The sequence below is a fragment of the Bradyrhizobium sp. SUTN9-2 genome, from assembly GCF_003122645.1.
Taxonomy (GTDB): Bacteria; Pseudomonadota; Alphaproteobacteria; order Rhizobiales; family Xanthobacteraceae; genus Bradyrhizobium; species Bradyrhizobium yuanmingense.
On the sequence record NZ_LAXE01000001.1, the window covers coordinates 4,152,904 to 4,178,727 of the forward strand.

Annotated in this window: 23 protein-coding genes and 1 tRNA gene; 13 read left to right on the forward strand and 11 right to left on the reverse strand. The window is 64.5% G+C overall.

Annotated features, from left to right (window positions below; translation table 11 throughout):
• The first annotated feature begins 376 nt into the window (after positions 1 to 376).
• Positions 377 to 1,237 carry a class I SAM-dependent methyltransferase gene (locus tag XF30_RS19325; RefSeq protein ID WP_109143568.1) on the forward strand — a complete coding sequence of 287 codons (861 nt, stop codon included), beginning with the start codon at positions 377 to 379 and terminating at the stop codon, positions 1,235 to 1,237.
• A gap of 122 nt (positions 1,238 to 1,359) precedes the next feature.
• Here the strand turns inward: XF30_RS19325 and XF30_RS19330 are convergent, their stop codons facing one another.
• The 6 genes from XF30_RS19330 to XF30_RS19355 all read right to left on the reverse strand — a co-directional run bounded on the left by XF30_RS19330 (position 1,360) and on the right by XF30_RS19355 (position 8,580).
• Positions 1,360 to 2,340, reverse strand: a complete 981-nt coding sequence (locus XF30_RS19330) for a cation diffusion facilitator family transporter (protein ID WP_109143569.1) — start codon at positions 2,338 to 2,340, stop codon at positions 1,360 to 1,362.
• Positions 2,341 to 2,342: 2 nt separating this feature from the next.
• Entirely contained in the window at positions 2,343 to 5,561 is a 3,219-nt protein-coding gene (locus tag XF30_RS19335) for an efflux RND transporter permease subunit (protein ID WP_109143570.1), read from the reverse strand.
• Complete coding sequence (ihpB, locus tag XF30_RS19340; RefSeq protein WP_109143571.1) at positions 5,554 to 6,540, reverse strand: divalent metal ion exporter adaptor subunit IhpB; 987 nt, start codon at positions 6,538 to 6,540, stop codon at positions 5,554 to 5,556. Before ihpB ends, XF30_RS19335 begins: the two co-directional genes overlap by 8 nt.
• Entirely contained in the window at positions 6,537 to 7,811 is a 1,275-nt protein-coding gene (ihpA, locus tag XF30_RS19345; protein WP_109143572.1) for a divalent metal ion exporter subunit IhpA, read from the reverse strand. The genes ihpB and ihpA overlap by 4 nt, the downstream gene beginning before the upstream one ends.
• Before the next feature lie 55 nt (positions 7,812 to 7,866).
• Positions 7,867 to 8,229, reverse strand: a complete 363-nt coding sequence (locus tag XF30_RS19350; protein ID WP_036010221.1) for a hypothetical protein — start codon at positions 8,227 to 8,229, stop codon at positions 7,867 to 7,869.
• A gap of 120 nt (positions 8,230 to 8,349) precedes the next feature.
• On the reverse strand, positions 8,350 to 8,580 hold the full coding sequence (locus XF30_RS19355; RefSeq protein ID WP_146207727.1) for a hypothetical protein: 231 nt from the start codon (positions 8,578 to 8,580) through the stop codon (positions 8,350 to 8,352).
• A 359-nt stretch (positions 8,581 to 8,939) separates the two neighbouring features.
• On the opposite strand from XF30_RS19355, the gene XF30_RS19360 reads away from it, so the two are divergent.
• On the forward strand, positions 8,940 to 9,830 hold the full coding sequence (locus XF30_RS19360; protein WP_036010217.1) for a hypothetical protein: 891 nt from the start codon (positions 8,940 to 8,942) through the stop codon (positions 9,828 to 9,830).
• Between the two features lie 63 nt (positions 9,831 to 9,893).
• Here the strand turns inward: XF30_RS19360 and pepT are convergent, their stop codons facing one another.
• Positions 9,894 to 11,144, reverse strand: coding sequence for a peptidase T (gene pepT / locus XF30_RS19365; protein WP_036025351.1), 1,251 nt, complete (start codon positions 11,142 to 11,144; stop codon positions 9,894 to 9,896).
• 96 nt (positions 11,145 to 11,240) lie between these two features.
• The gene (locus XF30_RS19370; protein ID WP_036010212.1) at positions 11,241 to 11,570 is read right to left on the reverse strand and encodes an HU family DNA-binding protein; all 330 of its coding nucleotides are present in this window, start codon (positions 11,568 to 11,570) and stop codon (positions 11,241 to 11,243) included.
• A 234-nt stretch (positions 11,571 to 11,804) separates the two neighbouring features.
• Between XF30_RS19370 and XF30_RS19375 the strand changes: the two genes are divergently transcribed.
• Positions 11,805 to 11,881 (forward strand) — tRNA-Asp (locus tag XF30_RS19375).
• Positions 11,882 to 11,980: 99 nt separating this feature from the next.
• Here the strand turns inward: XF30_RS19375 and XF30_RS19380 are convergent.
• Positions 11,981 to 13,477, reverse strand: a complete 1,497-nt coding sequence (locus tag XF30_RS19380; protein ID WP_109143574.1) for a caspase family protein — start codon at positions 13,475 to 13,477, stop codon at positions 11,981 to 11,983.
• A gap of 16 nt (positions 13,478 to 13,493) precedes the next feature.
• Complete coding sequence (locus tag XF30_RS19385; protein ID WP_109143575.1) at positions 13,494 to 15,689, reverse strand: caspase family protein; 2,196 nt, start codon at positions 15,687 to 15,689, stop codon at positions 13,494 to 13,496.
• Positions 15,690 to 15,927: 238 nt separating this feature from the next.
• Here XF30_RS19385 and XF30_RS19390 point away from each other — a divergent pair, with 238 nt between their 5' ends.
• Positions 15,928 to 16,179 carry a hypothetical protein gene (locus XF30_RS19390; protein ID WP_036039028.1) on the forward strand — a complete coding sequence of 84 codons (252 nt, stop codon included), beginning with the start codon at positions 15,928 to 15,930 and terminating at the stop codon, positions 16,177 to 16,179.
• A gap of 252 nt (positions 16,180 to 16,431) precedes the next feature.
• A complete protein-coding gene (locus XF30_RS19395; protein ID WP_146207728.1) occupies positions 16,432 to 17,538 on the forward strand; it encodes an autotransporter domain-containing protein in 1,107 nt (368 codons plus the stop codon).
• A 165-nt stretch (positions 17,539 to 17,703) separates the two neighbouring features.
• On the opposite strand, the gene XF30_RS19400 is transcribed toward XF30_RS19395, so the two are convergent.
• Positions 17,704 to 17,907 (reverse strand): hypothetical protein, encoded by a 204-nt coding sequence (locus XF30_RS19400; protein ID WP_036010204.1) that lies wholly within the window; start codon positions 17,905 to 17,907, stop codon positions 17,704 to 17,706.
• Positions 17,908 to 18,285: 378 nt separating this feature from the next.
• Between XF30_RS19400 and XF30_RS19405 the strand changes: the two genes are divergently transcribed.
• The 8 genes from XF30_RS19405 to XF30_RS19440 all read left to right on the forward strand — a co-directional run bounded on the left by XF30_RS19405 (position 18,286) and on the right by XF30_RS19440 (position 25,821).
• Positions 18,286 to 20,541 (forward strand): TonB-dependent siderophore receptor, encoded by a 2,256-nt coding sequence (locus XF30_RS19405; protein ID WP_192893190.1) that lies wholly within the window; start codon positions 18,286 to 18,288, stop codon positions 20,539 to 20,541.
• Between the two features lie 677 nt (positions 20,542 to 21,218).
• On the forward strand, positions 21,219 to 21,584 hold the full coding sequence (locus XF30_RS19410) for an NADH-quinone oxidoreductase subunit A (protein WP_008136158.1): 366 nt from the start codon (positions 21,219 to 21,221) through the stop codon (positions 21,582 to 21,584).
• Complete coding sequence (locus XF30_RS19415; RefSeq protein WP_502696130.1) at positions 21,575 to 22,165, forward strand: NuoB/complex I 20 kDa subunit family protein; 591 nt, start codon at positions 21,575 to 21,577, stop codon at positions 22,163 to 22,165. Before XF30_RS19410 ends, XF30_RS19415 begins: the two co-directional genes overlap by 10 nt.
• Positions 22,166 to 22,176: 11 nt before the next feature.
• The gene (locus XF30_RS19420; protein ID WP_109143579.1) at positions 22,177 to 22,791 is read left to right on the forward strand and encodes an NADH-quinone oxidoreductase subunit C; all 615 of its coding nucleotides are present in this window, start codon (positions 22,177 to 22,179) and stop codon (positions 22,789 to 22,791) included.
• A gap of 2 nt (positions 22,792 to 22,793) precedes the next feature.
• Complete coding sequence (locus tag XF30_RS19425) at positions 22,794 to 23,990, forward strand: NADH-quinone oxidoreductase subunit D (RefSeq protein WP_036010192.1); 1,197 nt, start codon at positions 22,794 to 22,796, stop codon at positions 23,988 to 23,990.
• Positions 23,990 to 24,997: an FkbM family methyltransferase gene (locus XF30_RS19430; RefSeq protein ID WP_225147168.1), complete on the forward strand. Its 1,008-nt coding sequence runs from the start codon at positions 23,990 to 23,992 to the stop codon at positions 24,995 to 24,997. The genes XF30_RS19425 and XF30_RS19430 overlap by 1 nt, the downstream gene beginning before the upstream one ends.
• 12 nt (positions 24,998 to 25,009) lie before the next feature.
• Positions 25,010 to 25,621 (forward strand): NADH-quinone oxidoreductase subunit NuoE, encoded by a 612-nt coding sequence (nuoE, locus tag XF30_RS19435; protein WP_036025344.1) that lies wholly within the window; start codon positions 25,010 to 25,012, stop codon positions 25,619 to 25,621.
• Entirely contained in the window at positions 25,621 to 25,821 is a 201-nt protein-coding gene (locus XF30_RS19440) for a hypothetical protein (protein ID WP_050991808.1), read from the forward strand. Before nuoE ends, XF30_RS19440 begins: the two co-directional genes overlap by 1 nt.
• Positions 25,822 to 25,824: the final 3 nt, after the last annotated feature.

Below are 25,824 nucleotides of genomic sequence, written 5' to 3' on the forward strand. Positions count from 1 at the left end.
CGGAAAGTGTGCGGCTCGCCTGTGCATATCCAGCCGCGAGCCGGGCTTTTCGCGACACAGCGTTTCTGGTGTCGGTCTCGTGGGAGCAGAGGGTGCGAGCCTTGGCCCTTCGAAGGGACCGGATGGCGTCCAGAAGAACCTCTTTGCTAGCAGAGGGTTCTGACGGTTCGACGCGTGCAGTCCAGTGCTGCGGACATCGACAGTTTTCCGAAAGTCAGTCTCTGATCGGACGCGGCCCGGACGGGCCGGTACGCGCCGACGCGGCAATCCGTCGCGCGACCTCCAAGGCGCTCTCACACGTGCCTGACGTTAGGGCGCCCGCTTTTCGACCGAACAGGCTTCTATGATAGAGCAAGAATAGATGATGGAGCCTTGAATGGAACGACCCGCCGGGCACGCAGAGAACGCCGACCAGATCGCCTATTGGAACGGGCCGAGCGGGCAGCGCTGGGCCGATCGCCACGCGGCGCAGGAGAAGCTGCTCGGCCCTATTGCCGACGTGTTGATCGACCGCGCCAAGCCGAAGCCGGGCGAGCGCGTTCTGGATGTCGGCTGCGGCTCCGGCGCGACGACGTTTGCCTTCGCAAAGGCGATGGCGCCCGATGGCTTCGCGCTTGGCCTCGACGTCTCCGAGCCGATGCTGGCGCAGGCGCGGGCGCTCGCGCCGAAGGGCCTGCCGCTCGAATTCGTGCTGGCGGATGCGACCGTTTATCCGTTCGAACCGGCGAGCTTCGATCTGCTCGCTTCACGCTTCGGCGTGATGTTCTTCGCCGATCCCATCGCGTCCTTCGCCAATCTGCGTCGCGCGCTGAAGCCGGCCGGCCGGCTCGCCTTCGCCTGCTGGCGGGAGCCGAAGGAAAATCCGTGGGCGATGACGCCGCTGATGGCGGTCTACAAGCACGTGCCCAAGATGCCGCCGGTTGGGCCGGAGGAGCCGGGCCCGTTCGCCTTTGCTTCGGAAGAGCGCGTCATGCGCATCCTGAAAGGCGCAGGATTCGCGGACGTCGCGATGGAGCCGCACAATCTGGCGATGGACATTGCTATCGGCGGCGGGCTCGAGGCCGCCGTCGACGGCTCTCTCCAGATCGGTCCCGCCAGCCGCGCACTCCAGGGCCATCCGCCCGAGACTTATGAAGCTGCCAAGGCTTCGATCCGCGAGGCGCTCGCGCCGTTCCTGAAGGAGCAGAGCGTGGCGCTCCAGGGCGCGATCTGGATCGTGACGGCGAAGGCGGGGTAGGGCGCAGCGCTCTCCACCGTCATTGCGAGCGAAGCGAAGCATCCAGAATCCCTCCGCGGAGACAATCTAGATTGCTTCGTCGCAACGGCTCCTCGCAATGACGATGCGGAGGCAGAGTCGCCTCACACCACATCATCCGGCGCGAGCGCGCAGCCGTTGTCGGGATGCGTCTCGACCTGGAGCGTGGTGTGGCCGATGCGGAAGGATGTCTTGAGGAGCTCCGTCGTCTGCATCAGGAATGCGTCGTCGCTGCCTGCGGGCATAACGAGGTGGCAGGTCAGCGCCGTCTCGGTGGTCGAGATTGGCCAGACGTGGAGATCGTGAATCGCCGAGACGCCCGGTCGCGCCAGCAGGAACGCCCTGATTGCGGCGAGGTCGGTACCCTTGGGCGCGGCCGCCATCGACATGTCGATGGAGCCGCGCAAGAGGCTGGTCGTGCTCCAGAGGATGGTGGCGCAGATGATGAGGCTGGTGATGGGATCGAGCCAGAGCCAGCCGGTCCAGATGATCAGCGCGGCCGAGACCACGACGCCGAGCGAGACCGCGGCGTCGGCGGCCATGTGCAGATACGCGCCTTCGATGTTGATGTCGTCCTTGCGTCCGCCAGCGAACAGCAGGGCGGTGAAACCGTTGATGAGGATGCCGATGCCGGCGACCACCATCACGGTGACGCCTGCGACCGGCTCCGGCTCGCGCAGGCGCAGGATCGCCTCCCAGCCGATCGCGCCGGTCGCGACCAGCAGGAACACCGCATTGGCCAGCGCCGCCAGGATGGTGGAGGCGCGAAAGCCGTAGGTAAAGCGGCCTTTGGGCGCGCGGCGGGCTGCGATCGAGGCGCCCCAGGCAATGACGAGGCCGAGCACGTCCGACAAATTATGGCCGGCATCGGCGAGCAGGGCGGTGGAGTTGCCGACATAGCCGTAAACCGCCTCGGCGACGACGAGCGCGATGTTGAGCGTAATGCCGAGCGCGAACGCCTTGCCGAAATTGGCGGGTGCATGGACATGGCCGTGTCCATGACCATGATCGTGTGTATGGCCATGCGCATGCGAGTGGCCCGCATGATCATGGTCGTGATAACCGTGGTGGTCGTGGCTGCCCAATTCTAGCGCTCCGCAGACGCCGCCAAATCAGGGGCCATTGTAGGCGTTTCATCTGCCACGTCACGGCGGAACAGCACGTACAGCGCCGGCAGCACCAGCAGCGTCAGCACGGTCGAGGAGAGAATGCCGCCGATCACCACGGTTGCGAGCGGCCGCTGCACCTCGGCACCGGCGCCGGTGGCGAGCGCCATCGGCACGAAGCCGAGCGAGGCGACGAGCGCCGTCATCAGCACCGGGCGCAGCCGCGTCAGCGCGCCTTCGCGCACGGCCTCCGCGACCGAGCGTCCCTCGCTGCGCAGACGCTCGATGAAGGCGATGATGACGAGGCCATTGAGAACGGCAACGCCGGATAGCGCGATGAAGCCGACGCCGGCGCTGATGGATAGCGGAATGTCGCGCAGCAGCAGCGCCGCGACGCCGCCGGTCAGCGCCAGCGGCACGCCGGAGAACACCAGCGCCGCATCCGCCGCCGATCCCATGCCCATGAACAGCAGCAGGAACACCAAGAGCAGCGCCACCGGAACCACGATCGTCAGCCGCTTGGTGGCCGAGACCAGCTGCTCGAACTGGCCGCCCCAGCCGATCCAGTAACCCGGCGGCAGCTTGACTTTCTCGGCAACGGCCGCCTCGGCCTCCGCGACGAAAGAGCCGAGGTCGCGCGCACGGACATTGGCCGTGACGACGATGCGCCGCTTGCCGTTCTCGCGGCTGATCTGGTTCGGCCCCGGCGTCGCATCGACGGTGGCGACCGATGACAGCGGCACATAGCGCATCTGGGTGAGGGGCGAGCTGGCCAGCGCCGTTCGAACGGCGCTGCCGGTTACCGCCTCCTCGGCGGGCGGCAGCGGGATCGGGATCGCCCGGATCGCCTCGAGATTGCCGCGCAGGTGCTCCGGCAGGCGCACCACGATGTCGAAGCGGCGATCGCCTTCGAACAGCTTGCCGGCCGACTTGCCGCCGACCGCGATCTCGACGATGCCCTGCACCTCGGCGACGCTGAGGCCGTAGCGGGCAAGCGCCTGGCGATCGAGGCGCACGGTGAGGATCGGCAAGCCCGAGACCTGCTCGATCTTGACGTCGCTGGCGCCGCGGATGCCGCGGATCGCGGCCTCCACCTGCTTGGCGGCGCCTTGCAGGATGTCGAGATCGTCGCCGAAGATCTTGACGCCGACATCGGTGCGGACGCCGGAGATCAGCTCGTTGACGCGGAACTGGATCGGCTGGGAGATTTCGTAGGCGCTGCCGGGAATCTCGTCTGCAGCATGCTCGATGGCCTCGACCACCTCCGATTTCGACTTGCCCGGATCGGGCCATTCGGCGCGCGGCTTCAGCATGACGTAGCCATCGGTCTGCGCCGGCGACATCGGGTCGGTGGCGATCTCCGCGGTGCCGATGCGGGTGAAGAACTCCTTCACCTCCGGAATCTGCATGATGCGCTTTTCCAGCGCCTTCTGCAGGTCCAGCGACTGCGTGAGGCTGGTACCTGGAATCCGGATCGAGGCCAGCGCGACGTCCCCTTCGTCGAGACTCGGAATGAACTCGCCGCCCATGCGCGAGGCGGCGATGCCGCTCGCGGTCACGATGAGCGCGGCGGACAGGGCGACGGCGAGCCGGTTATCGATGGCAAAGCGGAGCAGGGGGAGGTAGGCGCGCTTCGCCGCGCGCATGAATAGGTTTTCGTGCTCGGACACCTTGCCGGTGACGAAGATGGCGACGGCCGCCGGCACGAAGGTGATGGAGAACAGCACGGCCGCGCCCAGCGCCATCAGCACCGTCAGCGCCATCGGCGTGAACATCTTGCCCTCGACGCCGGTCAGCGTCAGCACGGGCAAATAGACCACGGCGATGATCAGCGTTCCGAACAGGCTCGGCTTGATCACCTCACTCGACCCGCGCAGGATCGCGCGCAGCCGTTCGGGCGTCGTCAGCAGCCCGCCTTTCTCGCGCTGAGCCACCGCCAGCATGCGCAGGCAGTTCTCGACGATGATCACGGCGCCGTCGACGATGATGCCGAAGTCGATCGCCCCCAAGCTCATCAGGTTGGCGCTGACCTTGGTCTCGACCATGCCGGTGATCGTCAACGCCATGGACAGCGGAATGACGCAGGCCGTGACCAGCGCGGCGCGGAAGTTGCCGAGGATCAGGAACAGCACGGCGACCACCAGCGCCGCGCCTTCCAGCAGGTTGTTCCGGACGGTGCGGATGGTGGCTTCGACGAGATCGGTGCGGTCGTAGACGGTCCGCGTCACGACGCCCTCGGGCAGCGATTTGGCGATGTCCTCCAGACGGGCTGCGACGCGGCGGGCCACGGTACGGCTGTTCTCGCCGATCAGCAGCATGGCGGTGCCGAGCACGGTCTCCTCGCCGTTCCAGGTCGCAGCGCCCGTGCGCAAATCGCGCCCCTCGGTGACAGCAGCGACGTCCCTGATCCTGACCGGATTGCCGCCGCGCGAGCCGATGACGATGTCCTGGATTTCGCTGACAGTGCCGACCTGGCCCGGCGAGCGAACCAGATATTGCTCGCCGTTGCGCTCGATATAGCCGGCCCCGACATTGGCGTTGTTGGCGGCGAGCGCGGTCATCACGTCGCGGAAGCCGAGCCGGTAGGCCATCAGCTTGCCGGGATCCGGCAGCACGTGGAATTGCCGCTCGAAGCCGCCGATCGTGTTGACTTCGATCACGCCCGGCACGTTGCGAAGCTGCGGTCGGATGATCCAGTCCTGCACGGTGCGCAAGTCGGTCAGCGAATAGTCGCGGTCGCCCTGCGTCTTCGCGCCCGCCTTGGCCTCGACGGTGTACATGAAGATTTCGCCGAGGCCGGTCGAGATGGGACTCATCGCGACCTCGACACCCGCCGGCAGCTGGTCTTTCACCTGCTGGATGCGCTCGCCGACGAGCTGCCGGGCGAAGTAGATGTCGGTGCCGTCCTTGAAGACGACCGTGACCTGGCTGAGGCCGTAGCGCGACAGCGAGCGGGTGTAGTCGAGCTTTGGCAAGCCGCCCATCGCAGTCTCGACCGGGAAGGTGATGCGTTGCTCGGTCTCGAGCGGCGAATAGCCGGGAGCGCGGGTGTTGATCTGGACCTGGACGTTGGTGATATCAGGCACGGCGTCGATCGGCAGGCGCTGGAAATTCCAGGCGCCAAAGGCGACGGCGCCGAGCGCGAGGACGAGGACCAGCCAGCGCTGCTGCAGCGAGACGGCGATGAGACGCTCAATCATGCTCGGCCTCGCCCTTGCCCATCTCCGCCTTCACGACGAAACTGTTCTCCGCGACGTAATGCTCGCCGGCCGAAAGCCCGGCCTTGATCTCGACATGGCGCGGATCGGAATCGCCTGTTTCGACCGGGCGCGCCTCGATCTTGTCGCCGTCCTCGCGCACGAACACGATGGTCTTGTTCTCCAGCGTCTGGATCGCGCTGCGGCGCACGGCAACCGCGACATTGCGCGCCGCGAGGATCAGCCGCGCCGTGACGAACAGGCCGGGCCGCAGCCGTCCGTCCGGATTTGGCAGCACCACGCGCGCCAGCGCGGTCTGGGTCTCGCTCGAGCCGATCGGTGCCATGTAGGAGATCGTGCCCTTGATCTCGCCGCGGCCGTCGTCGGGATCGATCAGGACCTCGTCGTTGAGGCGGACGCGGCGGAGGTCCTGGCGGTAGATCGACAGGTCGACCCAGATCGTGGAGAGGTCGGCGACCACGAAGGCCGGCTTCTGCTCGGAGGCGTATTCGCCGAGCGAGATCTGCCGCTCGATGATGGTGCCGGCAATCGGCGCCTTCAGCTCGTAGACGGTGAGGCTCTGGTTGCTCTCGATCGCGGCGAGCAGGTCGTCCTTGCCGACCTTGTCGCCGATCCGCTTCTGGATGGATTTGGCGAGGCCCGGAAAGCGCGGCGTCACCTGCACCACGGCTTCCTGGTTGGCGCGCAGGATGCCGTTGAAGGCGAGCGTGTCGGTCAGCGTGGCGCTGGCGGCTTCCGCCAGCGTGACGCCCGCGGCCGCCAGCTTGACGTCGGAGATGCGGATGCGGTCGGCGCCGTGCTCGTCCTGCTCGACGCGATCGTTCGGCTTCTTATGTTCGGAATGCTCGGCGTGTTCGCCGTGCTCGGTGTGCGCGAGCTTGTCAGGAGCGAGCAGGGAATAGCCGTAAGCGCCGAGCGCGGCGGCGACGATGGCTACAAGGATGGTGGAGGACGTCTTCATCGCGCGCTCTCCCGGGCCAGCGCAAAGGGATTGCCGACAAGGCCTTCGATGATGGCCACGCCGGCGTGGAAATTCTGCAGCGCCTCCTGCTCGCGCAGCCGCGCCTGGGTGACGCTGGCCTGGGCGTCGAGCACTTCGAGCAGGGTAAAGCGGCCTTGGCCATAGCCTTGCGAGATCGCCTCGGAGGCCTCGACGGCCTTGGGGATCGCGGTCTCGCGTAGCACCGCTAGCTCGCGCAGCGATCCCTGCAGCGAGTCATAGGCGCGGCCGGCGATCACGATCAGCGCGTTGCGGTTGGCCTCGCGCTCGGCTTTGGTCTTGGCGAGGCTTTCCTGGGCCGAGAGGATGTTGCCCTGGTTCTGGTCGAACACGGGGATCGGCACGGAGACGGTCAGCCGCGCCGCATCGTTGCCCGTTTCGTTGAAGTGGCGCCAGCCGGCCGCGATCCGCACGTCCGGATAGGGCCTGAGCCGCGCCAGTAGCAGCTCGGCATTGCGCTGGGCGTAGACTGCGGTCCAGCGCACCAGCTGCGGATTGGCGTCGATGGCGGCAACCACGGCCTGGAACGCCGGCGGCCGCCCGGTGGTGTCGAGCCGACCGGACACCTCGCCGAATTTGGTGGCGGGATCGCCCATCAGCACCGCAAGCTCGCGCCGGGCGCTCGCCAGCGTCGCCTTGAAGCGCTCGCGGTCCGCCTTCACCAGGGCGGAGGCGACCTCGGCGCGGCCGGTCTCCGCGGGCGAGGAGGCACCGGCCTCGACACGGCGGCGCAGAAGCGGCGTCAGGCGGTCGATCGCGGCGATCTGCTCGTCGAGGATCTGGATGCGCCGCTGCGCGCCGAGCACGCTGAGAAAGGCGATCGCGGTCTCCGACAGCACCTCCAGCCTGATCGCCTTGCGCTGGATCGCGGCGACCTCGACGCCGGCTGCGCCTGCGGCAATCCGCGCCTCGCGCTTGCCGAACAGCTCGAAGGCCTGGCTGATCTGGAGCGTGGTCTCCGCCGAGCGCGTTCCGCGATATCTGCCGGAGCCGAATGAATCGTCCTGTTCGTAGGACAGTTCCGGATTGAGCAGGGCGCCCGCCTGGATACGCTGGCCGGTGGCGATGCCGACGTCGCGCTCGGCTGCCGTCAGGCGCGGGCTCGCCGCCAGCGCGCGCGACAGCGCGCTTCGCATCGTTAAAGTCTGGGCGTGAGCCGGTGCAAGCGCCGATGCTGCAATCAGACACGCTGCCGCGCACGCGAGGCGCGCGGCCATTCCCCTGCAAAACATGAAATCGACCTGTGAAGGATGAACCTAATGGGCGCGCCGCGCCCGACCAATCCGTTCAGGCAATAGGTCTGGGAGGGGGAGAGTCGGTATCGGGCACAATTCCGGCGAGGCGGGGGGCCTGTTGCGGGCTCGGTGCCGACACGAGCGCGATCGCCGCGGTCGATGGTGCCGGCTGTGCCACGGTCAGCGAAAAGCAGCCGTGGCAATGATGTCCGCCGATGGTCTTGTGGTCGCCATGGCCGGTAGCGCCATCGAGGACCGCGGCGATCTCCGAACCGCCGCGGGGCGTGGTGACGTCGATGTCGTGCGCGCCGTGCAGAGCGCCCGCGAGCAGATAGACCGCCGCGATCAGCACGGACAGCAGCCCGCGCGGAAAACGCGAGCGGCGGGATCCTGAGGGCTGACGGTTTGCGAGCACGAGTTCACTCTGGTTGCGGTCTGTGCCCGGCCTAGCATGGGTGCGGGAACAGTGTCGACCCGCAACATTGTTACGTCCCTGGAACAATTGCCGCAGCAGTGCATGCGGTGCCAGCGCCTCTCACTGGCGGACAATGACGTGCCGATGCGGCGCCATGGTTTCGAACGCGGGGGCCGGAGCGTCGCTGCCATTGTCACCTTCCATGGTGATGACCGCCCGACAGCTCGCTTCCATAGCCCGTTCCAGCCATTTGATGGCTTCGTCGATCCATTGGTCGTGGTGCTCGGGATCGGCGAGGGCCTTCTCCCGGAATGCATTCGCCTGATGCAGGCACGCCGTTCTGCGGTCCACGCGCCTCTCCTGATCCGGAGGTTCCGCCCCGATCGCATCATTGATGATCCCGGATCCGGCGTCGTTAACATACGACAGGAGGAAACCTGCCGGCCGCAACGCGGAAAGGCCCCAGCCGGACGAGCCGGCTGAGGCCTCATGTGCTCACAATCTCTATCCCTAGGACTTGGACAGACAACCCGCATCCTCCAAGTTCGTTCCATACGATCTGTCCAATTTGGAACGTTCCTCATACCTCGCGATTAGCGAGAGAAGAAACTGAGGAGGACGGACAATGGACGGACTGATTTATCTGATCGGCTTGATCGTCGTCATCATGGCGATCCTGTCGTTCTTCGGCCTGCGCTGAGAGCGCCGCGATGACGGTCGAGACTCTGATGCGGGAAGAGGTCATGGAAGGCGGCTTGGCAGTTGAGGCGCCTCGAACCATCCAGTGGAGCTCGGTGTTCGCGGGCGCGCTTGCTGCGAGTGCAATGTCGTTCATCCTGATCGGTTTTGGTGTCGCGGTCGGCCTCGGTGTCAGTTCGGCCTCGCCGAGCTGGCGCGATGCGTCGGCGGCGCTGGCGCTACTCTCCGGGCTCTATCTGATCATCCAGGCGATCGTCAGTTTTGGATTTGGCGGTTACGTCGCCGGCCGGACCACCCGGTCCGAGCCCGCGCTCGCAACGATCGAGGATGACGGCGAGCGGCGGGACGGGCTTCACGGGTTGACCGCCTGGGCGCTGGCAGTCCTGGCCGGCGCCGCGCTGCTGGCCCTTCTCGGCGCTGCCGCGATCGACCGTTCCCCGATGCGCAGCTCGGCGAGCAACACCTCGGCCGCCGAGCCCCTGTTGAGCTATGAGCTCGACAAGCTGTTCCGCGCGCCGCGCCGCGCTCCGAACACCGACCTAAGGGAAGCGCGCGCCGAAGCCGGACGTATCCTGATGACGTCGTCCAGCCACAGCGGCGTCGCCGCCGATGACCGGACGTACCTCGTGCAGCAGGTCGCCGCGGTCACGGGACTGGCGGCCCCCGACGCCGAAAAGCGCGTTGACGCCCTGATCGCAGACGCGAAGACGGCGATCAACCGCGCGCGGCGCAACTCGATCATCGTGGCGTTCTCGGTCGCAGCCGCGACCCTGATCGGCGCCGCAGTGGCCTGGGCCGCGGCGGTTGCCGGCGGACGCCATCGCGATGGAGAGCCGTTGCCGAACTGGATGGCGAGCGCCAACCGCTTCCACCGCAACCCGCGCGCAATGCCAGTGCCGTAGGCCCCTCAACCAAATGGAAATGGCCGGGCGCAAGCCCGGCCATATTCGACTCTTCAGGAAGCGTCAGGCCTTCTCTTCCCAGATCATCGCCAGATGCACGATGGTCTGCACCGCCTTCTCCATGTCCTGCCGGCTGACCCATTCGAGCCGCGAATGGAACGCGTGCTCGCCGGCAAAGATGTTGGGGCAGGGCAGGCCCATGAAGGACAGGCGCGAGCCGTCGGTGCCGCCGCGGATCGCGGTGCGCATCGGGCGCAGGCCGGCGCGGCGGATCGCCTCGATGGCGTATTCGAGCACGTGCGGGTGACGGTCGATCACCTGCTTCATGTTGCGGTACTGCTCCTTGACCTCGAACGTGTAGGTCGAACGCGGATAATCCTTCATGACGTCCTTGACGATGCCCTCGAGCAGCGCCTCCTTCTCCTTTAGCCCCTCCTCGGTGAAGTCGCGGACGATGAAGGAGAGCGTCGCCTGTTCGAGCGCGCCGTCGATGCCGATCGGATGCAGAAAACCCTGCTTGCCTGAGGTGGTCTCGGGCGAGCAGCCCTCCTTCGGCAGGCGCTCGACGATGGCGGCGGCGATCTTGATCGCGTGCTCCATCTTGCCCTTGGCGTAGCCGGGATGGGCGCTGACGCCGTTGATGGTGATGGTGGCGCCGTCGGCCGAGAAGGTCTCGTCCTCGACGCAGCCGGCGCTCTCGCCGTCCATGGTGTAACCGAAATCGGCGCCAAGCTTGTTCAGGTCGACATTATCGACGCCGCGGCCGATCTCCTCGTCCGGCGTGAACAGGATCTTGATGGTGCCGTGCTTCACGTCGGGATTGTTGATGAAGAAATGCGCGGCATCCATGATCTCGGCGACGCCGGCCTTGTTGTCGGCGCCTAATAGCGTCGTGCCGTCGGTGGTGATGATGTCGTTGCCGATCTGGTTCTTCAGCGCAGGGTGCTCATTGAAGCGGATCACCTGGCTGGTGTCGCCGGGCAGGACGATGTCGCCGCCGCGATAGTTCTTCACGATTTGCGGCTTGACGTCCTTGCCGGTGACGTCGGGCGAGGTGTCCATGTGCGAGCAGAAGCAGATCACCGGCACCTTCTTGTCGGTGTTGGCCGGGATCGTTCCGTAGACGTAGCCGTAATCGTCGAGATGCGCGTCCACAACGCCCATGGCCTTCAGCTCGGCAGCGAGCACGCGGCCGAGATCCTTCTGCTTCTCGGTCGACGGCGAGCTGGGGGATGCCGGATCGGACTGGGTGTCGATGGTGACGTAGCGCAGGAAGCGCTCGGTCACGGTATGCGAAAAGGAGAGGGAGGACATTCTGGTCAAACCGCCGGGTGTTCTTGAAGCTGGCGGTATATCAGAAAAGCGGGCCGTGATGCGGCCGCAACGGGCTCTGGGTCACGCTTTAGGGCCTCAGATCGCCTCCTTCAGCTCCTTCACCGGGCGGAACGCGACCTTCCTGGTGGCCTTGATGTGGATCGCTTCGCCGGTGGAAGGATTACGGCCGGTGCGGGCGGCGCGCTTGCGGACCTGGAGGATGCCGAGGCCGACGATGCGGACCCGGTCGCCCTTCTTGAGGTGCTTGGTGATCAGATCGACCATGTCGGTCAGGACGGCCTCGGCATGCTTTTTGGAGACATCCTGGCGCTCGGCAATGTCGGCGGCGAGGTGCTTGAGCGTGATCGTGGCGGGCGCGGCTGCCTTCTTCGCAGAATCCTTCTTAGCCGGATCCTTCTTAGCCATGTCTGGCCTCCTCGATCTTGCAGGTCGTCCAGAAGGGAGATGGCCCCTGACCCGCAAGTTCCCGGAGGCGTAGACGATTCGGGACCGGACTGACTACGCCGCCGGCGTTACCGAGGGCCGCGTTCGTGTGTGCCAGCAGTGGAATCCGCTGGTTTGAGCTGTGGATGCAACATCCTTGACTTCACCAGATCGGGCCTTTAAGTCCCCCCTCGTTCCGCAGACATTGCGTGTCACGCGGGAGTAGCTCAGTTGGTTAGAGCGCCGGCCTGTCACGCCGGAGGTCGCGGGTTCGAGCCCCGTCTCTCGCGCCATTTTTGGCAGATAGATCAAATAGTTGCTGTCTTTTGCAGCCAAAAGCGCCGCTTGGACTGCTGTTTCATCCCGATCGCTTCCTCCCCGCCAGAATTCGTCTATTTCGGCTTGGACTCCTCGATATGCGCGAGGATGCGCCGTGCGTCGGTGCTGCCGGCCTGCGCTGCCTTGGCCAGGAGCCGCCTGGCCGCGGCAAGGTCCCGTCGGCCGCCGATTCCGTTGGCGTTGCACCGGGCGAGATTGACCAGAGCTTCGAGTCCGCCCATCGCGGCGCCCCTCTGGTACAGCGCCCGAGCCAACTTCAGGTCTCGCCTGGCTCCCAGTCCCTTCTCGGCAAGCTCCCCCATCCTGTTGATGGCCGTTGCATCGCCGAGCTCGGCGGCCCGCTGGTACAACGCATAGGCCTTTGCGGGATCGCTGGCCGCGCCGATTCCACGCTCCTGCTGTAGGCCGAGGCTGACGAGTGCTGGCGCAATCTTCTTCTCGGCGGCCATCTCATAGTAGAAGCGCGAGCGGGCGGGATCTTTCTCGACGCCGTTGCCGTTCTCGTACATCAATCCGAGCTCGTAGAGCGCACGTGCGTTGCCGAGCTCGGATGCCGCCTTGTAACTCGCCATCGCTCCTCCGTAATCGCGCATGGCGAACAATGAACGCCCGAGCTGGTAGTGCAGGCGGTCCACCCCTGGAGACCGCTTGACCGCCTCCGCGCACGCCGCAACCGCGCCCGCCGCCTTTGTATCGTCGCGCGTCTCGCCTTGGTCGGCGCGTCCCCTCAAATCCGCGAGCCCGGCAACGGCGTTGTCGCAGTGCTGCATGACGGCGGTATCGTCCTGGACGACTTGCTTGACGGGATGGAGATAGATCTTGTCCTTGGAAAGCTGACCATACATGTAGGGCGTCTGCTTCCGGTGCGTTGCCTGCCGAACCTCGTCGCGAACGTTGCGAAACACAAAGTTGATCTCGAGGTCGGCCTGCCGGAGGTATTTCAGCAGCGCCGCAGCGAAAGGGCTGTTGCGGCCTTCGCCTTCTTCCGCGGTCCGCCCCGGCTCCGCCGGAAAGAACACGAGCGTGTTGCGGATCGGTGCGCTTCCGGGTGAGGTCAGGGAAGAGCTGCTGCGGCGGCCATTCGGTATCGCAGGGAACGGGTTCTCCCGCATGGCATCCAGGATAACCAGACCCAGCCTGCGAGCCCGCCCTGCGGCAGCGGTCACCGCAGCCAGGGGAACGGTCTCTGCGTTGGCCGACTCAGGTGTCGCAAGATGCGCATCGACGGGGATCAGGTAACTGCCGACACCGGCAGCTGCACTGTATCCGGCAAAATAGAAGACCGCGATGTCCGCAGCGGCGGACTTCTCGGTGAAGGCGACGAGCCCCGCGCGCAGATCGTCGAGGGTCGTGTTCTTGCGCAGATCGACGTCGAAGCCGAGGCCGGCGAGACCCGCGGCAATGTCCTCGGCATCATTGACGGGAGAGCCGAGCGGCGGCGCGTTCGCGTAGCTCGCGTTTCCAATGACCAAGGCGACACGGCGGTTGGAAGCTTCTGCTTCGGCGTCGAAGAGAAGCCCGATGGCAATGAACAGTGCCAGCCAGCGCAAGTTGGAGTCGCGTCCCTTAGTCGATGCCCGAACGGAGCTGCCGCCTCATCCAGTCGCGGTCGGTGAGAAAATCGAGGCCGAGCAGACCATAGTCGACGCGCAGAAACCCGTCCACTCCAGACGACACCGCCGCGGGAGTCTGCCGCGCGACCTCCTGCGCCATCACGCCGACATAGAACCTCGCATCGCCCTTGTATCGATAGCGATAGAGGCGGAGGCCAGTATCGGTCCAGCCGAGTGCCGTAATGTCCTCCTTGAGGCGGATGTCCGATGGAATGGTGACGCGGCTCGCGGCATTCGAAGCGGCAGTCGAGGCCGCTCTGCTGGCCGCGCTTGATGCAGCGCTCGAGGCTGATCGGCTGGCAGCGTTCGACGCTGCGGCTGATGCCGCCTGCGATGCCGCCCGGCTTGCTGCGCTCGACGCGGCATTGCTGACCGCAGTCGAAACGGCATTGCTGACCACGTTGCCGACGACGTTGCTGACGACGCCGCTGACCACATTGCCGACATTCTGGTTCACGCGTGCAACCACTCGCCGATATTCGCGATTGCGAACCTTCTCCTCTTCCGAGCGGGTGTAGGCGGAAACCAGCAGCCCGCGCCGGCGCGCCTCGGTCACCGCGTTGATCATGCATCCCTTGGGATTGCCCTTGGACCGGCAAAGCTGGAATTGAAGCTGGACGTAGTCCGGGTATTTTTTGATGGATCTGGCGCACGCCCCGGAATCGCCGTCGAAGCAGGCGTTCACGTCGCTATCGTGCGCTGATTGCAGCATCAGTTCGGTGGAATTGACCGGTCGCAGGGCAAGGTCGCTGCCCGGCGGAAGGCGGTTATGGCGCGAGCTCGGATAGCGCTCGGCAAACCGGCCAACCACGCTCTTGTCGCGTGATTCCTTCAGGACGTCCCATGCCTTCTCGACTGCCTCCGAATTGCCGGTGGTCGTCTCGGCCGAGGCGAGCTGATAGCTCGCCGGTGGCGGACCGGGCATGTCGATCTGCCCGGTGGCTTGGCCCGGCTTAGCCGACTTCTCGAGCGAAGCCAGCGCGACCCGGGCGCTCTCGACATGCTCGCCAAACGGATAGAGATCCAAATAGGCGCGGTAGGCCGCGAGCGACTTCTGTCGCTCGACGATCTTCCAGGCGTTCGTTTCAGCTGTCTGCAACTGCGCAATGCGCTGGTCGATTTCGGCCCTATGCGCGCTCGCCGGGAATTGCTGGGCGAAACGGCGCAAGGTCGCGATCTCGTTGGTCGAGCGGACGAACTCCCAGGCGAGCTGCTCGGCATCTGCTCCACCATCGCCGTTTGCGACCGCGGCGTCGCCGTTGAGATAGATGTCGCCCTTCGGCAGCGTCCCGTAGATTGCCGGCTCTTGTGTCCCGGTCTCCTTCCAGACTTCGTCGTGCACGATCCGGAAGAGATAGTTGATCTCGAGTTGCGGCGTTTCGACATGGCGCAGGAGCGAGCCGGAGTAGGGGCTATTCCGCCCGGTCCCATCGCTCGCCGTCGTGCCGGCAGCGGCCGCAAAGGCAACGAGCACGTTGTCGCTCACCTCGACAGGGGCAAGACCGCGCGTGTCGGCCGCGAAAGGCGTCGGGGAACGGGGTGTGCCGGACACTGGCGCGGCTGCCTTCGATGGCCGCGACGACAGCGCGCGTCCCGCGGCGGCGACCTTCGTCGTTTCAAACGGGTCGTTGCGGCAGGCGTCGAGAACCACGAGGCCGATGATCTTCGGCATCACGGAGATATCGATCAGGGTCTCGAGATTGATCGCCTCGGCATAGACATCGATCTCGGACTTGATTTCGGCATCGACCGGAATCAGCCAGTTCTTTCCGTCCATTTCGACGCCATGGCCTGCGAAGAAGATCACCGCCTTGTCGGCCGTCTTCGCAGCATTGCCGAATTCGATGAGGGCCTGCCGGAAATGATTGTAATCGAGGTCGGCGAGGTGCCTGACGGAATATCCCAGACGACCCAGCGACATCGCCATGTCGGCGGCGTCGTTGGCCGGGTTGATGAGTTTTGGGACCTTGCGATAGTTGCTGTTGCCGACAACGAGCGCGATCCTGTCTCCAGCGGTCGCCTGCAGTATTGTCGAAACGAGCATCGACAACGCTACGCAGCCGAGAACGGCGATCCGGCGTGCCAGATCCTGCAACGTGAAGAGGGGACGCAAGCTGGCGAGAACGAAAATCCCGAAATGGGCAGGCATCGGCAGAAACTCAGAGAATGAAAAATCGCAGAAACGGGCTAAGGCGGCTTGTTCGTGGATTTTACATCAAGGGATGCTGGATGACGACATCAAAGGCCTCCGTGTTCAGGATTTCGTGAACCGGGAGTGGCGATGCTTCGACCAAGAGGCTGCACGTAGCGAGCGGTGAAACCAGTCGCGCTGCGCTGGTGTTGATGGCGCAGGCGGCCGAGGCCGGCGACATCTTCGGAGACTGCGGATGACCAGGACAGTCAAGTTCGCCCGTGCGCCAATTCTGGCCCTGCCGCTGCTCGTCGCTTTGTGCAGCGTGGCCCGCTGCAATGATCCGGCCGAGTCGTCACGCGACTCGATCATCCAGAACGTTCGAGAGGACGTGCGACGGCACATCCGGGCACGGGAAGCAGGCAAGCCTAAGAAAAGTCCGGAGCTGAACCAGGCGGCAACGCAACGTGGGGCCACGAAGAAGCGAAACCGCTCGACGGTGGAGTAGAGGGATATCGGCGCGACCCCTGCGTTGGGTTGCTTCTCGTATCCGGGAGTGTTGCTCGGCGTGCAGCGCGGCCTGGGAAAGTGTTGCAAATGAGCATCAGCTGGGCGCGCTTGATGGAGCCGAACCCCCAATTCAGCCAATCAGGGGAAGACGCCGCGGGTGCTTTGCAAATAAATTCGGCGCCTGAAGCTTGCGGGAATTTACCTCCCGCCAAGGCTCGGGGCTGAACCAGCAGGGGGCTGATCGAATACCATGAGGGCAGGAATTTTCCGCCGCGGCTTTGCCGTGGCCGTACCTTTTTTGCTTAGTCTGTTTGCGACGCGACCGGTCTCCGCACAGGAGGTCAATGTTCCGCAGCAAGTCATCAACAACACCGTTCAGAACATCATCCAGAACGTCCGCGACCAGATTCAGCATCGCAGGGTCGTTGCTCCTCCTGGAATGCTGCGCTTCAGCGGCGAGGAGTCGGATTTCGACCGTCGTGATCCGTTCGCCGCAAGCGGTGTCAGCAATCCGTTCGGTGCCCTGGCCTACGCCAAGGCTCCGGCACTTGCAGCGCCGTCCCCGGCGACCTGGCTTTACGGCGCGAACCTCGTCGGCAGTGGCGACAGTGCGCAATCGAGCGGGGTCCAGGTCAGCGTTGCGACGGTGACCGGCGCAGTTGATGTGACCAAGATCGGTATCTTCACTGCAACCGACGCGCTGACCTTCATCGGGACTGGTTCGCACTCGTGGGCGCACACCTTCACGAACGGCGGACTGACGACCGACGGTTCAATTCCATCGACTTCCGGCACCCTTTCCTATCTCAACGGCGGTTTCTCGACTGACTTCACCGCGCTCGCGAGCTGGACTCGCACCACATCCAATCTTCCCCTTGCCGCGACCGCGGACGGCACCGGCATCGCCTATACCTGGAACGGCCAATACCGGTTCGACTTCCCCTACACCGTGTGGTTCGAGCCCACGGTCGGCGTAACCTATTCGGAGAGCTATACCGCCAATTTCGGCAGCAAGACGGGCGATTCAACCGAATTTCACGGTGGCATGCGCGCCGGCTTCGAGACGGACTGGCTGGGCTTTAAGATCCAGCCGTCGATCTCGGGTCAGTACTACAGGATCGTCGACGCGAGCGGCGCCGGCGCCGTTGGAGGTGCGGTCCCCGTTGCGGCCGGCGTGATCGGTACTAATGGTCTTCGCGGTTCCGCAAAGGTCAACGTGCTCTGGACGCCGCAGCTGTCGTCCTACCTCGAAGTTCATGGCAGCAGCATCACCTTGCCGGACCCCCTGCTGCCTGGGGTTGGCGGATTCGGAACCTCGATCGCGGGTACTCAGGCCGGCCTTCGCTATACCTGGTAGAGTGATCTCGAAGACGGATGCCCGCCGTGCCCGGCGGGCATCTTCTTGCGCTCCTCTCGCGCCTGGCGGAGGCAACATCCCCGCGGCGCCGTCGCATGGGTGAAACCGAACGAAAAGGCCGCCCGAAGGCGGCCGTTTGGTATCAAACCGGACCTTTTCGGTTGTTCAGCGAATCTCGGACGTGCCCGCGCTGGTCACCACCACCGGCTTGCCGGCCTTGATGACCTGGGTGGACTGGGCGGTCTGGCTGTAATCGGCATGGGTGCGGGCCGCAATCCCGAAGCCGGCCACGGCAATGCCGGCCACCAGCGCCACCACCACGATCTTCAGGTGGGTCGCACGATCAGCAGAATGAATTGAGTGGTTCATCTGAGCCTCCCGACGGGCTTTGCCGTCGTCTACGGGCTCATCTTCTAAGCGCCGTATGTTTCCGGATGGTTTCGCGGGTTCCGCAAAATGGTTTCATCTCGCCCGGCCGGCAAGTTTCATTCGGACGGCCGCGCTGGGCTGGTCTGGGGCGCCGTTTGGCCGCCTGATCGTCTTTCGGTGATCGCCGCCGAAGCCCGCTGATGTTGCAGCAACATACGGAAATATTAGAGCATTTCTAAGAGTCCTTCTAAGAAGCATTCAATTAGGGAATTCCCGCGCCCTCACATAAGCGTCATCGCGAGCGCATGCCGTTCCGGGGACAGGCGGCATGACGCATCGAGCATGCAGCTTTGGGGTGGCGCGTTGAACAGTCTTGGAATGCTGCGGTCGGCCGTGTTGGCGACCGCATCCGCTTGGGTTTTGATGCCTCAGGCATCGCTTGCACAATCTTCCGCGCAGAGTGGCGCGCAGAACATTCCGCCGGTGACGGTCACGGCGCCGGAAGCGCGCCGCCGCACCGCGGCGACGCCTCAGCGCCGCGCGACGCGGATCTCGGCGCAGACCCCTGCCTCGAACAGGCCGCAGCCACGGCGCGACGTCGGCTTCGTCGAGACGCCGCGCGGGCCGGTGAATGGCTATGTCGCCGGCCGCAGCTCGTCGGGCACCAAGACCAACACGCCGATCATGGAGACGCCGCAGGCGGTGTCCGTCATCGGTGCCGAGCAGATCCGCGACCAGAAGCCGAACAAGCTCGACGAGGTTCTGCGCTACACCGCCGGCGTGCGGGCAGGGACTTTCGGTACGGACACGCGCAACGATTGGTGGCTGATCCGCGGCTTCAAGTCCGAGGACATTGGGCTGTTCCTCGACGGCATGCAGCTGTTCTACACGTCCTATGCGAGCTGGAAGCTGCAGACGCCCAACATGGAGCGTGTCGAGGTGCTGCGCGGTCCGTCGGCGGTGCTGTATGGCGGATCGAGCCCGAGCGGCATCGTCAACGTCATCAGCAAGATGCCGCCGGCCGAACCGATCCGTTACATCGAGACCGGCGTCAACAACTTCGGCAACGCCTATGTCAGCTTCGACATGGGCGGTCCGGTTGCGACCAGTCCTGATAACGGCAAGCTGTTCGCGCGCGTGGTCGGCCAGGTCCAGAACGGCGGTACGCAGGTCAACTTCACACCTGACAACAACTACTTCATCGCGCCGTCGGTCACGTGGAAGCCCGATGCCGACACGACCTTCACGGTGCTGGCGTCGGCCTCGAAGCAGGATACCCGCGGCATCAACTTCCTGCCCTATCAGGGCACGGTGACCAGCGCGCCGTTCGGCAAGATCCCGACCAGCTTCTTCGTCGGCGATCCCAGTGTCGATAAGTTCACGCGCGAGCAGGAGATGCTCGGCTACCAGTTCGAGCGTCATCTCACCGACGATGTGACGTTCCGTCAGAACGCGCGCTTTGCGCATGTCGACATCACCTATCGCGGCTATGTCGGCAACGGCTGGGACAACATCAACACGGCGACGATGGGCCGCTATAACTGGTATGCGAAAAACACCGCGAATCAGGCCAATCTCGACAACCAGCTGGAGTATCGTTTCAACACCGGCGCCGTCAGGCACACGATGCTGTTCGGTGTCGATCTGCGGGGCTATCAAATCGACGATTACCAGGCCTTCGGGTTCGGTGTGCCCTCGATCAACATCTTCAATCCGGCCTACGGAGGAGCTGAGGTTCCGCTACCCGGCTCGCCGTTCCGCAACTTCCTCATCACGCAGAAACAGGCTGGTACTTACGTTCAGGACCAGATGAAGCTCGGCAATTTCACGCTGGTGCTGAGCGGCCGCAATGACTGGGTCGAGACGACGCAGGAAGCCCGGGACACCGGCGCCACCGTCGCCAGCCGCGACGACAGCAGGTTCAGCGGCCGCGCCGGGTTGATCTACAATTTCGACAACGGCATCTCGCCTTACGTCTCCTATTCAACGAGCTACAATCCAATCATCGGCCTTAATGCGTCGAACCAGCTTTTCCTGCCGGAGACCGGTAAGCAGGCCGAAATCGGCGTGAAGGTCGCGCCGGTCGGATTCGACGGCTATTTCACCGTTTCGGCGTTCGACCTTGTCCGTCAGAATGTCCCGACAACGGTGCCGGGCAGCGTTCCGCTCCTGCAGAACCAGACTGGCGAGGTGACCTCGCGCGGCATCGAGCTCGAGGCGGTGGCCAATGCCACGAAGGAGCTGAAGTTCATCGGTGCCTTCACGGCCTATAATCTCTTTGTGAGCAAGGATCTCGATCCGACGCTCGTCGGCAAGACGCCGACCAACACGCCCGAACTCCTGGTGTCCGGCTGGGCCGACTACACCTTCAAGGACGGACCGCTCGCGGGCTTCGGCTTCGGCGGCGGCGTACGTTACATCGGCTCGTCCTGGGCCGATACCGCCAACACGCTCGAGGTTCCCGCGGTCGTGCTCGGCGATCTCGCGCTCCACTATGAATGGCAGAACTGGCGGACGGCGCTCAACGTGATCAACCTGACCGACAAGATCTACGTCGCGAGCTGTGCGTCGGCCACGTCCTGCTTCTACGGCGACCGTCGGCGCGTCACCGCCAGCGTCTCCTACAAATGGTGAGGGCAGGCGAGGGCAGGGCCGGAAGGCTCTGGGACGAAGCGCAACCGATCGTGACGTTCGCTCGGCTCCACCTGGGCGTCCGCTGATCTGCGGTTACGATGAGCTCGCGGGCCATGCCCCCCGGCCCAAAGCTCATCCGGGCGCGGCGCGAGCGACCGGCAGGTCGCCGCCGCGCCCGCGACCGGCTTGGAGCCAATCGCGGGCACATTCGCCGGACGAGCCCCGGTCCTGTGATGACGCATGGCTCCTCCGATTACTCTGAGCTGTGGACAGGTCTTTCCTGCACCTGAGGCGGCCGCACCAGCATGGGTGTCCTGGCCGCGCCGATCGGCAAATCGGTCGCCGCGATAACGGGGGGAAGTTGCCCCTGCGGCGCTGCGCTGCCGCACCAAAAACCGGAGCATTCGGTCGATTAGCGCGCAGCGAATAGCTGGCTCGGCCCGAGCGCCGCAATCTCAGAACGGCTGACCTGCGAGACCGTGGCAGCCCTTGCTGGGTGGGGCGATCTGCTCCATACCAGCCGCGGGGTGATTCCGGGATTTTCACCGTTCTGGGGGCGGCAAAGGGCCCGAAAAGAGCGTGTCTTGCGCCCATTGGTGCACTGCGCTAAGGCTCAGAATAATTCCAAATCGGACGAATCCGTGGCTGTCCCGAGGCTGCGGGAAAAGGGCTCGCCAATGAGCGGCATTCTGCAGAACTATCTTCCACTCGTCGTCTTTATAGGGGTAGCGGGCCTGATCGGCCTCGTGCTGCTGATCGCGCCGTTCATCGTGGCGTTCCAGCAGCCGGATCCTGAAAAGCTGTCGGCCTATGAGTGCGGCTTCAACGCCTTCGACGACGCCCGCATGAAGTTCGACGTCCGCTTCTATCTTGTCGCCATCCTCTTCATCATCTTCGATCTCGAGGTGGCGTTTCTGTTTCCCTGGGCGGTGGCGTTCGGCAAGCTTGGCGCGACCGGCTTCTGGTCCATGGTGGTGTTCCTCGCCGTGCTGACGGTCGGGTTCGCCTATGAATGGAAGAAAGGGGCCCTCGAATGGGATTGAACCCGTCTACACAGTCCGCAGGTCCGGTGATCGCACCGGCCCCGAAGGGCATTCTGGATCCTTCGACCGGCAAGTCGGTCGGGGCCAATGATCCGTTCTTCCTCGAGGTCAATTCCGAGCTGTCCGACAAGGGCTTCTTCGTGGCCGCGACCGACGACCTCATCACCTGGGCGCGTACCGGCTCGTTGATGTGGATGACCTTCGGTCTCGCCTGCTGCGCGGTCGAGATGATGCAGGTCTCGATGCCGCGCTACGACGTCGAGCGCTTCGGCTTCGCCCCGCGTGCCTCGCCGCGTCAGTCCGACGTGATGATCGTGGCGGGAACGCTGACCAACAAGATGGCGCCGGCGCTGCGCAAGGTCTACGACCAGATGCCCGAGCCGCGCTACGTCATCTCGATGGGCTCCTGCGCCAATGGCGGCGGCTACTATCACTATTCCTACTCGGTCGTGCGCGGCTGCGACCGCATCGTGCCGATCGACATCTACGTGCCGGGCTGCCCGCCCACGGCGGAGGCGCTGCTCTACGGCGTGCTGCTGCTGCAGAAGAAGATCCGGCGCACCGGCACCATCGAACGCTAAGGTTTTACGTCATGGACGACGCCAAGCTCGACGCCCTGGGGCAGACGATCGTTAGCGCGCTTCCGGGCGCCGCGACCGGTCACTCGGTGGCCTTCAGCCAGCTCACCGTTGACGTCGAGGCCGCCAGGATCGTCGAGGTGGTCAAGTACCTCCGCGATGACCCGAACTGCCGGTTCGTCAACATCACCGACATCACGGCGGTGGACTATCCGGATCGCGAGAAGCGCTTCGACGTCATCTATCACTTCCTGTCGCCGACCTTGAACGCGCGCATCCGGCTCAAGGCGCAAGCCGACGAGACCACGCAGGTGCCCTCGCTGATCGACGTCTTCCCGGGCGCCGACTGGTTCGAGCGCGAAGCCTACGACCTCTACGGCGTGTTCTTCGTCGGCCATCCCGACATGCGCCGCATCCTCACCGACTACGGCTTCGAGGGCCATCCGCTGCGCAAGGATTTCCCGCTCACCGGCTTCGTCGAGGTCCGCTACGACGATCAGGAGAAGCGGGTGGTGTACGAGCCGGTCCGGCTCAACCAGGAATTCCGCAAGTTCGACTTTTTGTCTCCTTGGGAAGGTGCCGACTATCCGGTGCTTCCGGGCGATGAAAAAGCGGGGCCGAAGGTCTGATCATGAACGAGCAACCGCAGAATCTTCGTAACTTCACGATCAACTTTGGTCCGCAGCATCCTGCGGCGCACGGCGTGCTGCGCCTCGTGCTGGAGCTGGACGGCGAAGTGGTCGAGCGCGTCGATCCGCATATCGGCCTGCTTCACCGCGGCACCGAGAAGCTGATCGAGCAGAAGACGTACTTGCAGGCGATCCCTTATTTCGACCGGCTCGACTACGTCGCGCCGATGAATCAGGAGCACGCCTTCTGCCTCGCCGCCGAAAAGCTGCTCGGCATCGAGGTGCCGCGCCGCGGCCAGCTGATCCGCGTGCTCTATTGCGAGATCGGCCGCATCCTCTCGCATCTGCTCAACGTCACCACGCAGGCGATGGACGTCGGCGCGCTGACTCCGCCGCTGTGGGGCTTCGAAGAGCGCGAGAAGTTGATGGTGTTCTATGAGCGCGCCTCGGGCAGCCGCATGCATGCGGCCTATTTCCGTATCGGCGGCGTGCATCAGGACCTGCCGCAGAAGCTGGTCGACGACATCGAGGCCTGGTGCGATCCGTTCCTCAAGGTCGTCGACGATCTCGACCGTCTGCTCACCGCCAATCGCATCTTCAAGCAGCGCAACGTCGACATCGGCGTGGTGCCGCTCAAGGAAGCCTGGGAATGGGGTTTCTCGGGTGTGATGGTGCGCGGCTCGGGCGCGGCCTGGGACTTGCGCAAGTCGCAGCCCTATGAGTGCTACGCCGAGATGGATTTCGACATTCCGATCGGCAAGAACGGCGACTGCTACGACCGCTACCTGATCCGCATGGAAGAGATGCGCCAGTCCGTGCGCATCATGAAACAGTGCATCCAGAAGCTGAACGCGCCTGACGGTAAGGGCCCCGTTGTCGTCGAAGACAACAAGGTCGCGCCGCCGCGCCGTGGCGAGATGAAGCGCTCGATGGAAGCGCTGATCCACCACTTCAAGCTCTACACCGAAGGCGTTCACGTGCCGGCCGGCGAGGTCTACGCTGCGGTCGAGGCGCCCAAGGGCGAGTTCGGCGTCTATCTCGTCGCCGACGGCACCAACAAGCCCTACAAGTGCAAGATCCGCGCGCCGGGCTTTGCGCATCTGCAGGCGATGGATCACATCTGCCGCGGCCATCTGCTGGCCGACGTCTCGGCGATCCTAGGATCGCTCGACATCGTGTTCGGAGAGGTCGATCGGTGATGGCGCAGGCGCCAATCCAGTTTGACCGTGCCTCGGGGGCCCTTGAAGGGGCCAACCTGTGGGAGCGGACGGCTGCCTTGGCGCTGGTGACGGGATCGAAGATCTCTTCGCACTTCTCGCATATGGGCTACATCGCCTGCGCGAATTTGCTGCGCAAGACGCTGCCCGAGCGCAACATCGCGATCAGGCTCAATCCCGACGCGGTGTTCGAATTCCCTTACGGCGACGGCTATTGGAGCAAGCTGCTCAACCGCTCCTACATTTACGAGGACGAGCTCGAGCTCTTGTTCGCCGATTCCATCGACGTCGACTACACGCTGCTCGATTGCGGCGCCAATTACGGTTATTGGTCGGTGCTGGTCTCGAGCAAGCCGTTCGGCGCGCACAAGGCGATCGCGATCGAGCCGTCGGGCCAGAACTATTCGAAGCTCGCCAACAATGCCCGCATCAACGCTGGCCGCTTCGAGACCATGAAATGCGCCATCGGCGCGGCGCGCGGCACCGCGCGTCTGTCGGGCACCAAGCACGAAGCCTTCAGCATCGCCGGCGATCAGTCGGCGGGCGGCGAAGAGGTGCCGGTGATCGCGCTCGACAATTTGATCGAGGACGGCAAGGTCGCGGCCACCGGCAAGTACCTGATCAAGCTCGACGTCGAAGGCGTCGAGATCGAGGCGATCAAGGGCGGCGTCCGCCTGCTGCAGACCGACAGCGTCATCATGTGCGAGGAGCACGGCAGCGACCGCTCGCACGCAGTGTCGCGCTTCATCCTCGAACAGACCCCGCTGAAGCTGATCGTGTTCGATCCGCGCAGCAACCGCATGGAAACCGTGACCGAGCTGTCGATCCTCGACCGCATCAAGGTCTCGACCCACGTCGGCTACAACGTTTTCGGCACCGCAAGCGCATTCTGGCAGGACAGGATCGAGGCCATGAACGCCAAGAACCTGGATACCAAAAATCTGAATGCCAAGAATCTGAATGCCAAGTCCGCGCGCCGCATGCAGTGAGAGATTGAAGAGATGTCCGTTCGCCGATTAGCACCGAAGGAAGTCCAACCCGCGAGCTTTGCGTTCACGGAGGAGAACCTCGCATTCGCCCGGCAGCAGATCGCGAAATATCCCGAAGGCCGCCAGGCCTCCGCCGTCATCGCCATCCTCTGGCGTGCGCAGGAGCAGAACGAGGGCTGGGTGTCGGAAGCCGCGATCCGCGTCATCGCCGACATGCTCGACATGCCCTATATCCGCGTGCTGGAGGTCGCGACCTTCTACACCATGTTCCAGCTCGCCCCCGTCGGCAAGAAGGCTCACGTCCAGGTCTGCGGCACCACCCCGTGCCGGCTGCGCGGCGCCGAGGATCTGATCCACGTCTGCGAGCATCGCATCCATCACGAGCCCTTCCATCTCTCCAAGGACGGCAATTTCAGCTGGGAGGAGGTGGAGTGCCTGGGCGCCTGCGTGAACGCGCCGATGGTGCTGATCGGCAAGGACACCTATGAGGACCTGACCAAGGAAAGCTTCGGCAAGGTGCTCGATGGCTTCGCTTCGGGCAATCCGCCCAAGCCGGGTCCGCAGAACGGCCGCCAATTCTCGGCGCCGATGACCGGACCGACCACGCTCAAGGAGATCACCTGATGCGTGATCTCGTCGTAACCGGAGGGACCGCGGCCGTGAAGAAATGGGGCTTCGTCGCCATGCACGCCGCGATTGCGGCTGCCTTCATGTTCCTGCTGCAGCGTTACTTCATGAACGCGTCGCAGGAGACCAGTCTGCTCTGGGCGCTGTTCTTCGCCGTCTGCGCCGCCGGACTTGCCTACAAGCAGTCCATTCGTTGATCG

Coding starts and splice junctions, on each gene's coding strand:
- XF30_RS19325 (WP_109143568.1), top strand. CDS start 377: ATGGAACGACCCGCCGGGCACGCAGAGAACGCCGACCAGATCGCCTAT.
- XF30_RS19335 (WP_109143570.1), bottom strand. CDS start 5,561: ATGATTGAGCGTCTCATCGCCGTCTCGCTGCAGCAGCGCTGGCTGGTC.
- ihpB (WP_109143571.1), bottom strand. CDS start 6,540: ATGAAGACGTCCTCCACCATCCTTGTAGCCATCGTCGCCGCCGCGCTC.
- ihpA (WP_109143572.1), bottom strand. CDS start 7,811: ATGTTTTGCAGGGGAATGGCCGCGCGCCTCGCGTGCGCGGCAGCGTGT.
- XF30_RS19360 (WP_036010217.1), top strand. CDS start 8,940: ATGACGGTCGAGACTCTGATGCGGGAAGAGGTCATGGAAGGCGGCTTG.
- pepT (WP_036025351.1), bottom strand. CDS start 11,144: ATGTCCTCCCTCTCCTTTTCGCATACCGTGACCGAGCGCTTCCTGCGC.
- XF30_RS19370 (WP_036010212.1), bottom strand. CDS start 11,570: ATGGCTAAGAAGGATCCGGCTAAGAAGGATTCTGCGAAGAAGGCAGCC.
- XF30_RS19385 (WP_109143575.1), bottom strand. CDS start 15,689: ATGCCTGCCCATTTCGGGATTTTCGTTCTCGCCAGCTTGCGTCCCCTC.
- XF30_RS19390 (WP_036039028.1), top strand. CDS start 15,928: ATGACCAGGACAGTCAAGTTCGCCCGTGCGCCAATTCTGGCCCTGCCG.
- XF30_RS19395 (WP_146207728.1), top strand. CDS start 16,432: ATGAGGGCAGGAATTTTCCGCCGCGGCTTTGCCGTGGCCGTACCTTTT.
- XF30_RS19400 (WP_036010204.1), bottom strand. CDS start 17,907: ATGAACCACTCAATTCATTCTGCTGATCGTGCGACCCACCTGAAGATC.
- XF30_RS19405 (WP_192893190.1), top strand. CDS start 18,286: ATGCTGCGGTCGGCCGTGTTGGCGACCGCATCCGCTTGGGTTTTGATG.
- XF30_RS19410 (WP_008136158.1), top strand. CDS start 21,219: ATGAGCGGCATTCTGCAGAACTATCTTCCACTCGTCGTCTTTATAGGG.
- XF30_RS19415 (WP_502696130.1), top strand. CDS start 21,575: ATGGGATTGAACCCGTCTACACAGTCCGCAGGTCCGGTGATCGCACCG.
- XF30_RS19420 (WP_109143579.1), top strand. CDS start 22,177: ATGGACGACGCCAAGCTCGACGCCCTGGGGCAGACGATCGTTAGCGCG.
- XF30_RS19425 (WP_036010192.1), top strand. CDS start 22,794: ATGAACGAGCAACCGCAGAATCTTCGTAACTTCACGATCAACTTTGGT.
- XF30_RS19430 (WP_225147168.1), top strand. CDS start 23,990: ATGGCGCAGGCGCCAATCCAGTTTGACCGTGCCTCGGGGGCCCTTGAA.
- nuoE (WP_036025344.1), top strand. CDS start 25,010: ATGTCCGTTCGCCGATTAGCACCGAAGGAAGTCCAACCCGCGAGCTTT.
- XF30_RS19440 (WP_050991808.1), top strand. CDS start 25,621: ATGCGTGATCTCGTCGTAACCGGAGGGACCGCGGCCGTGAAGAAATGG.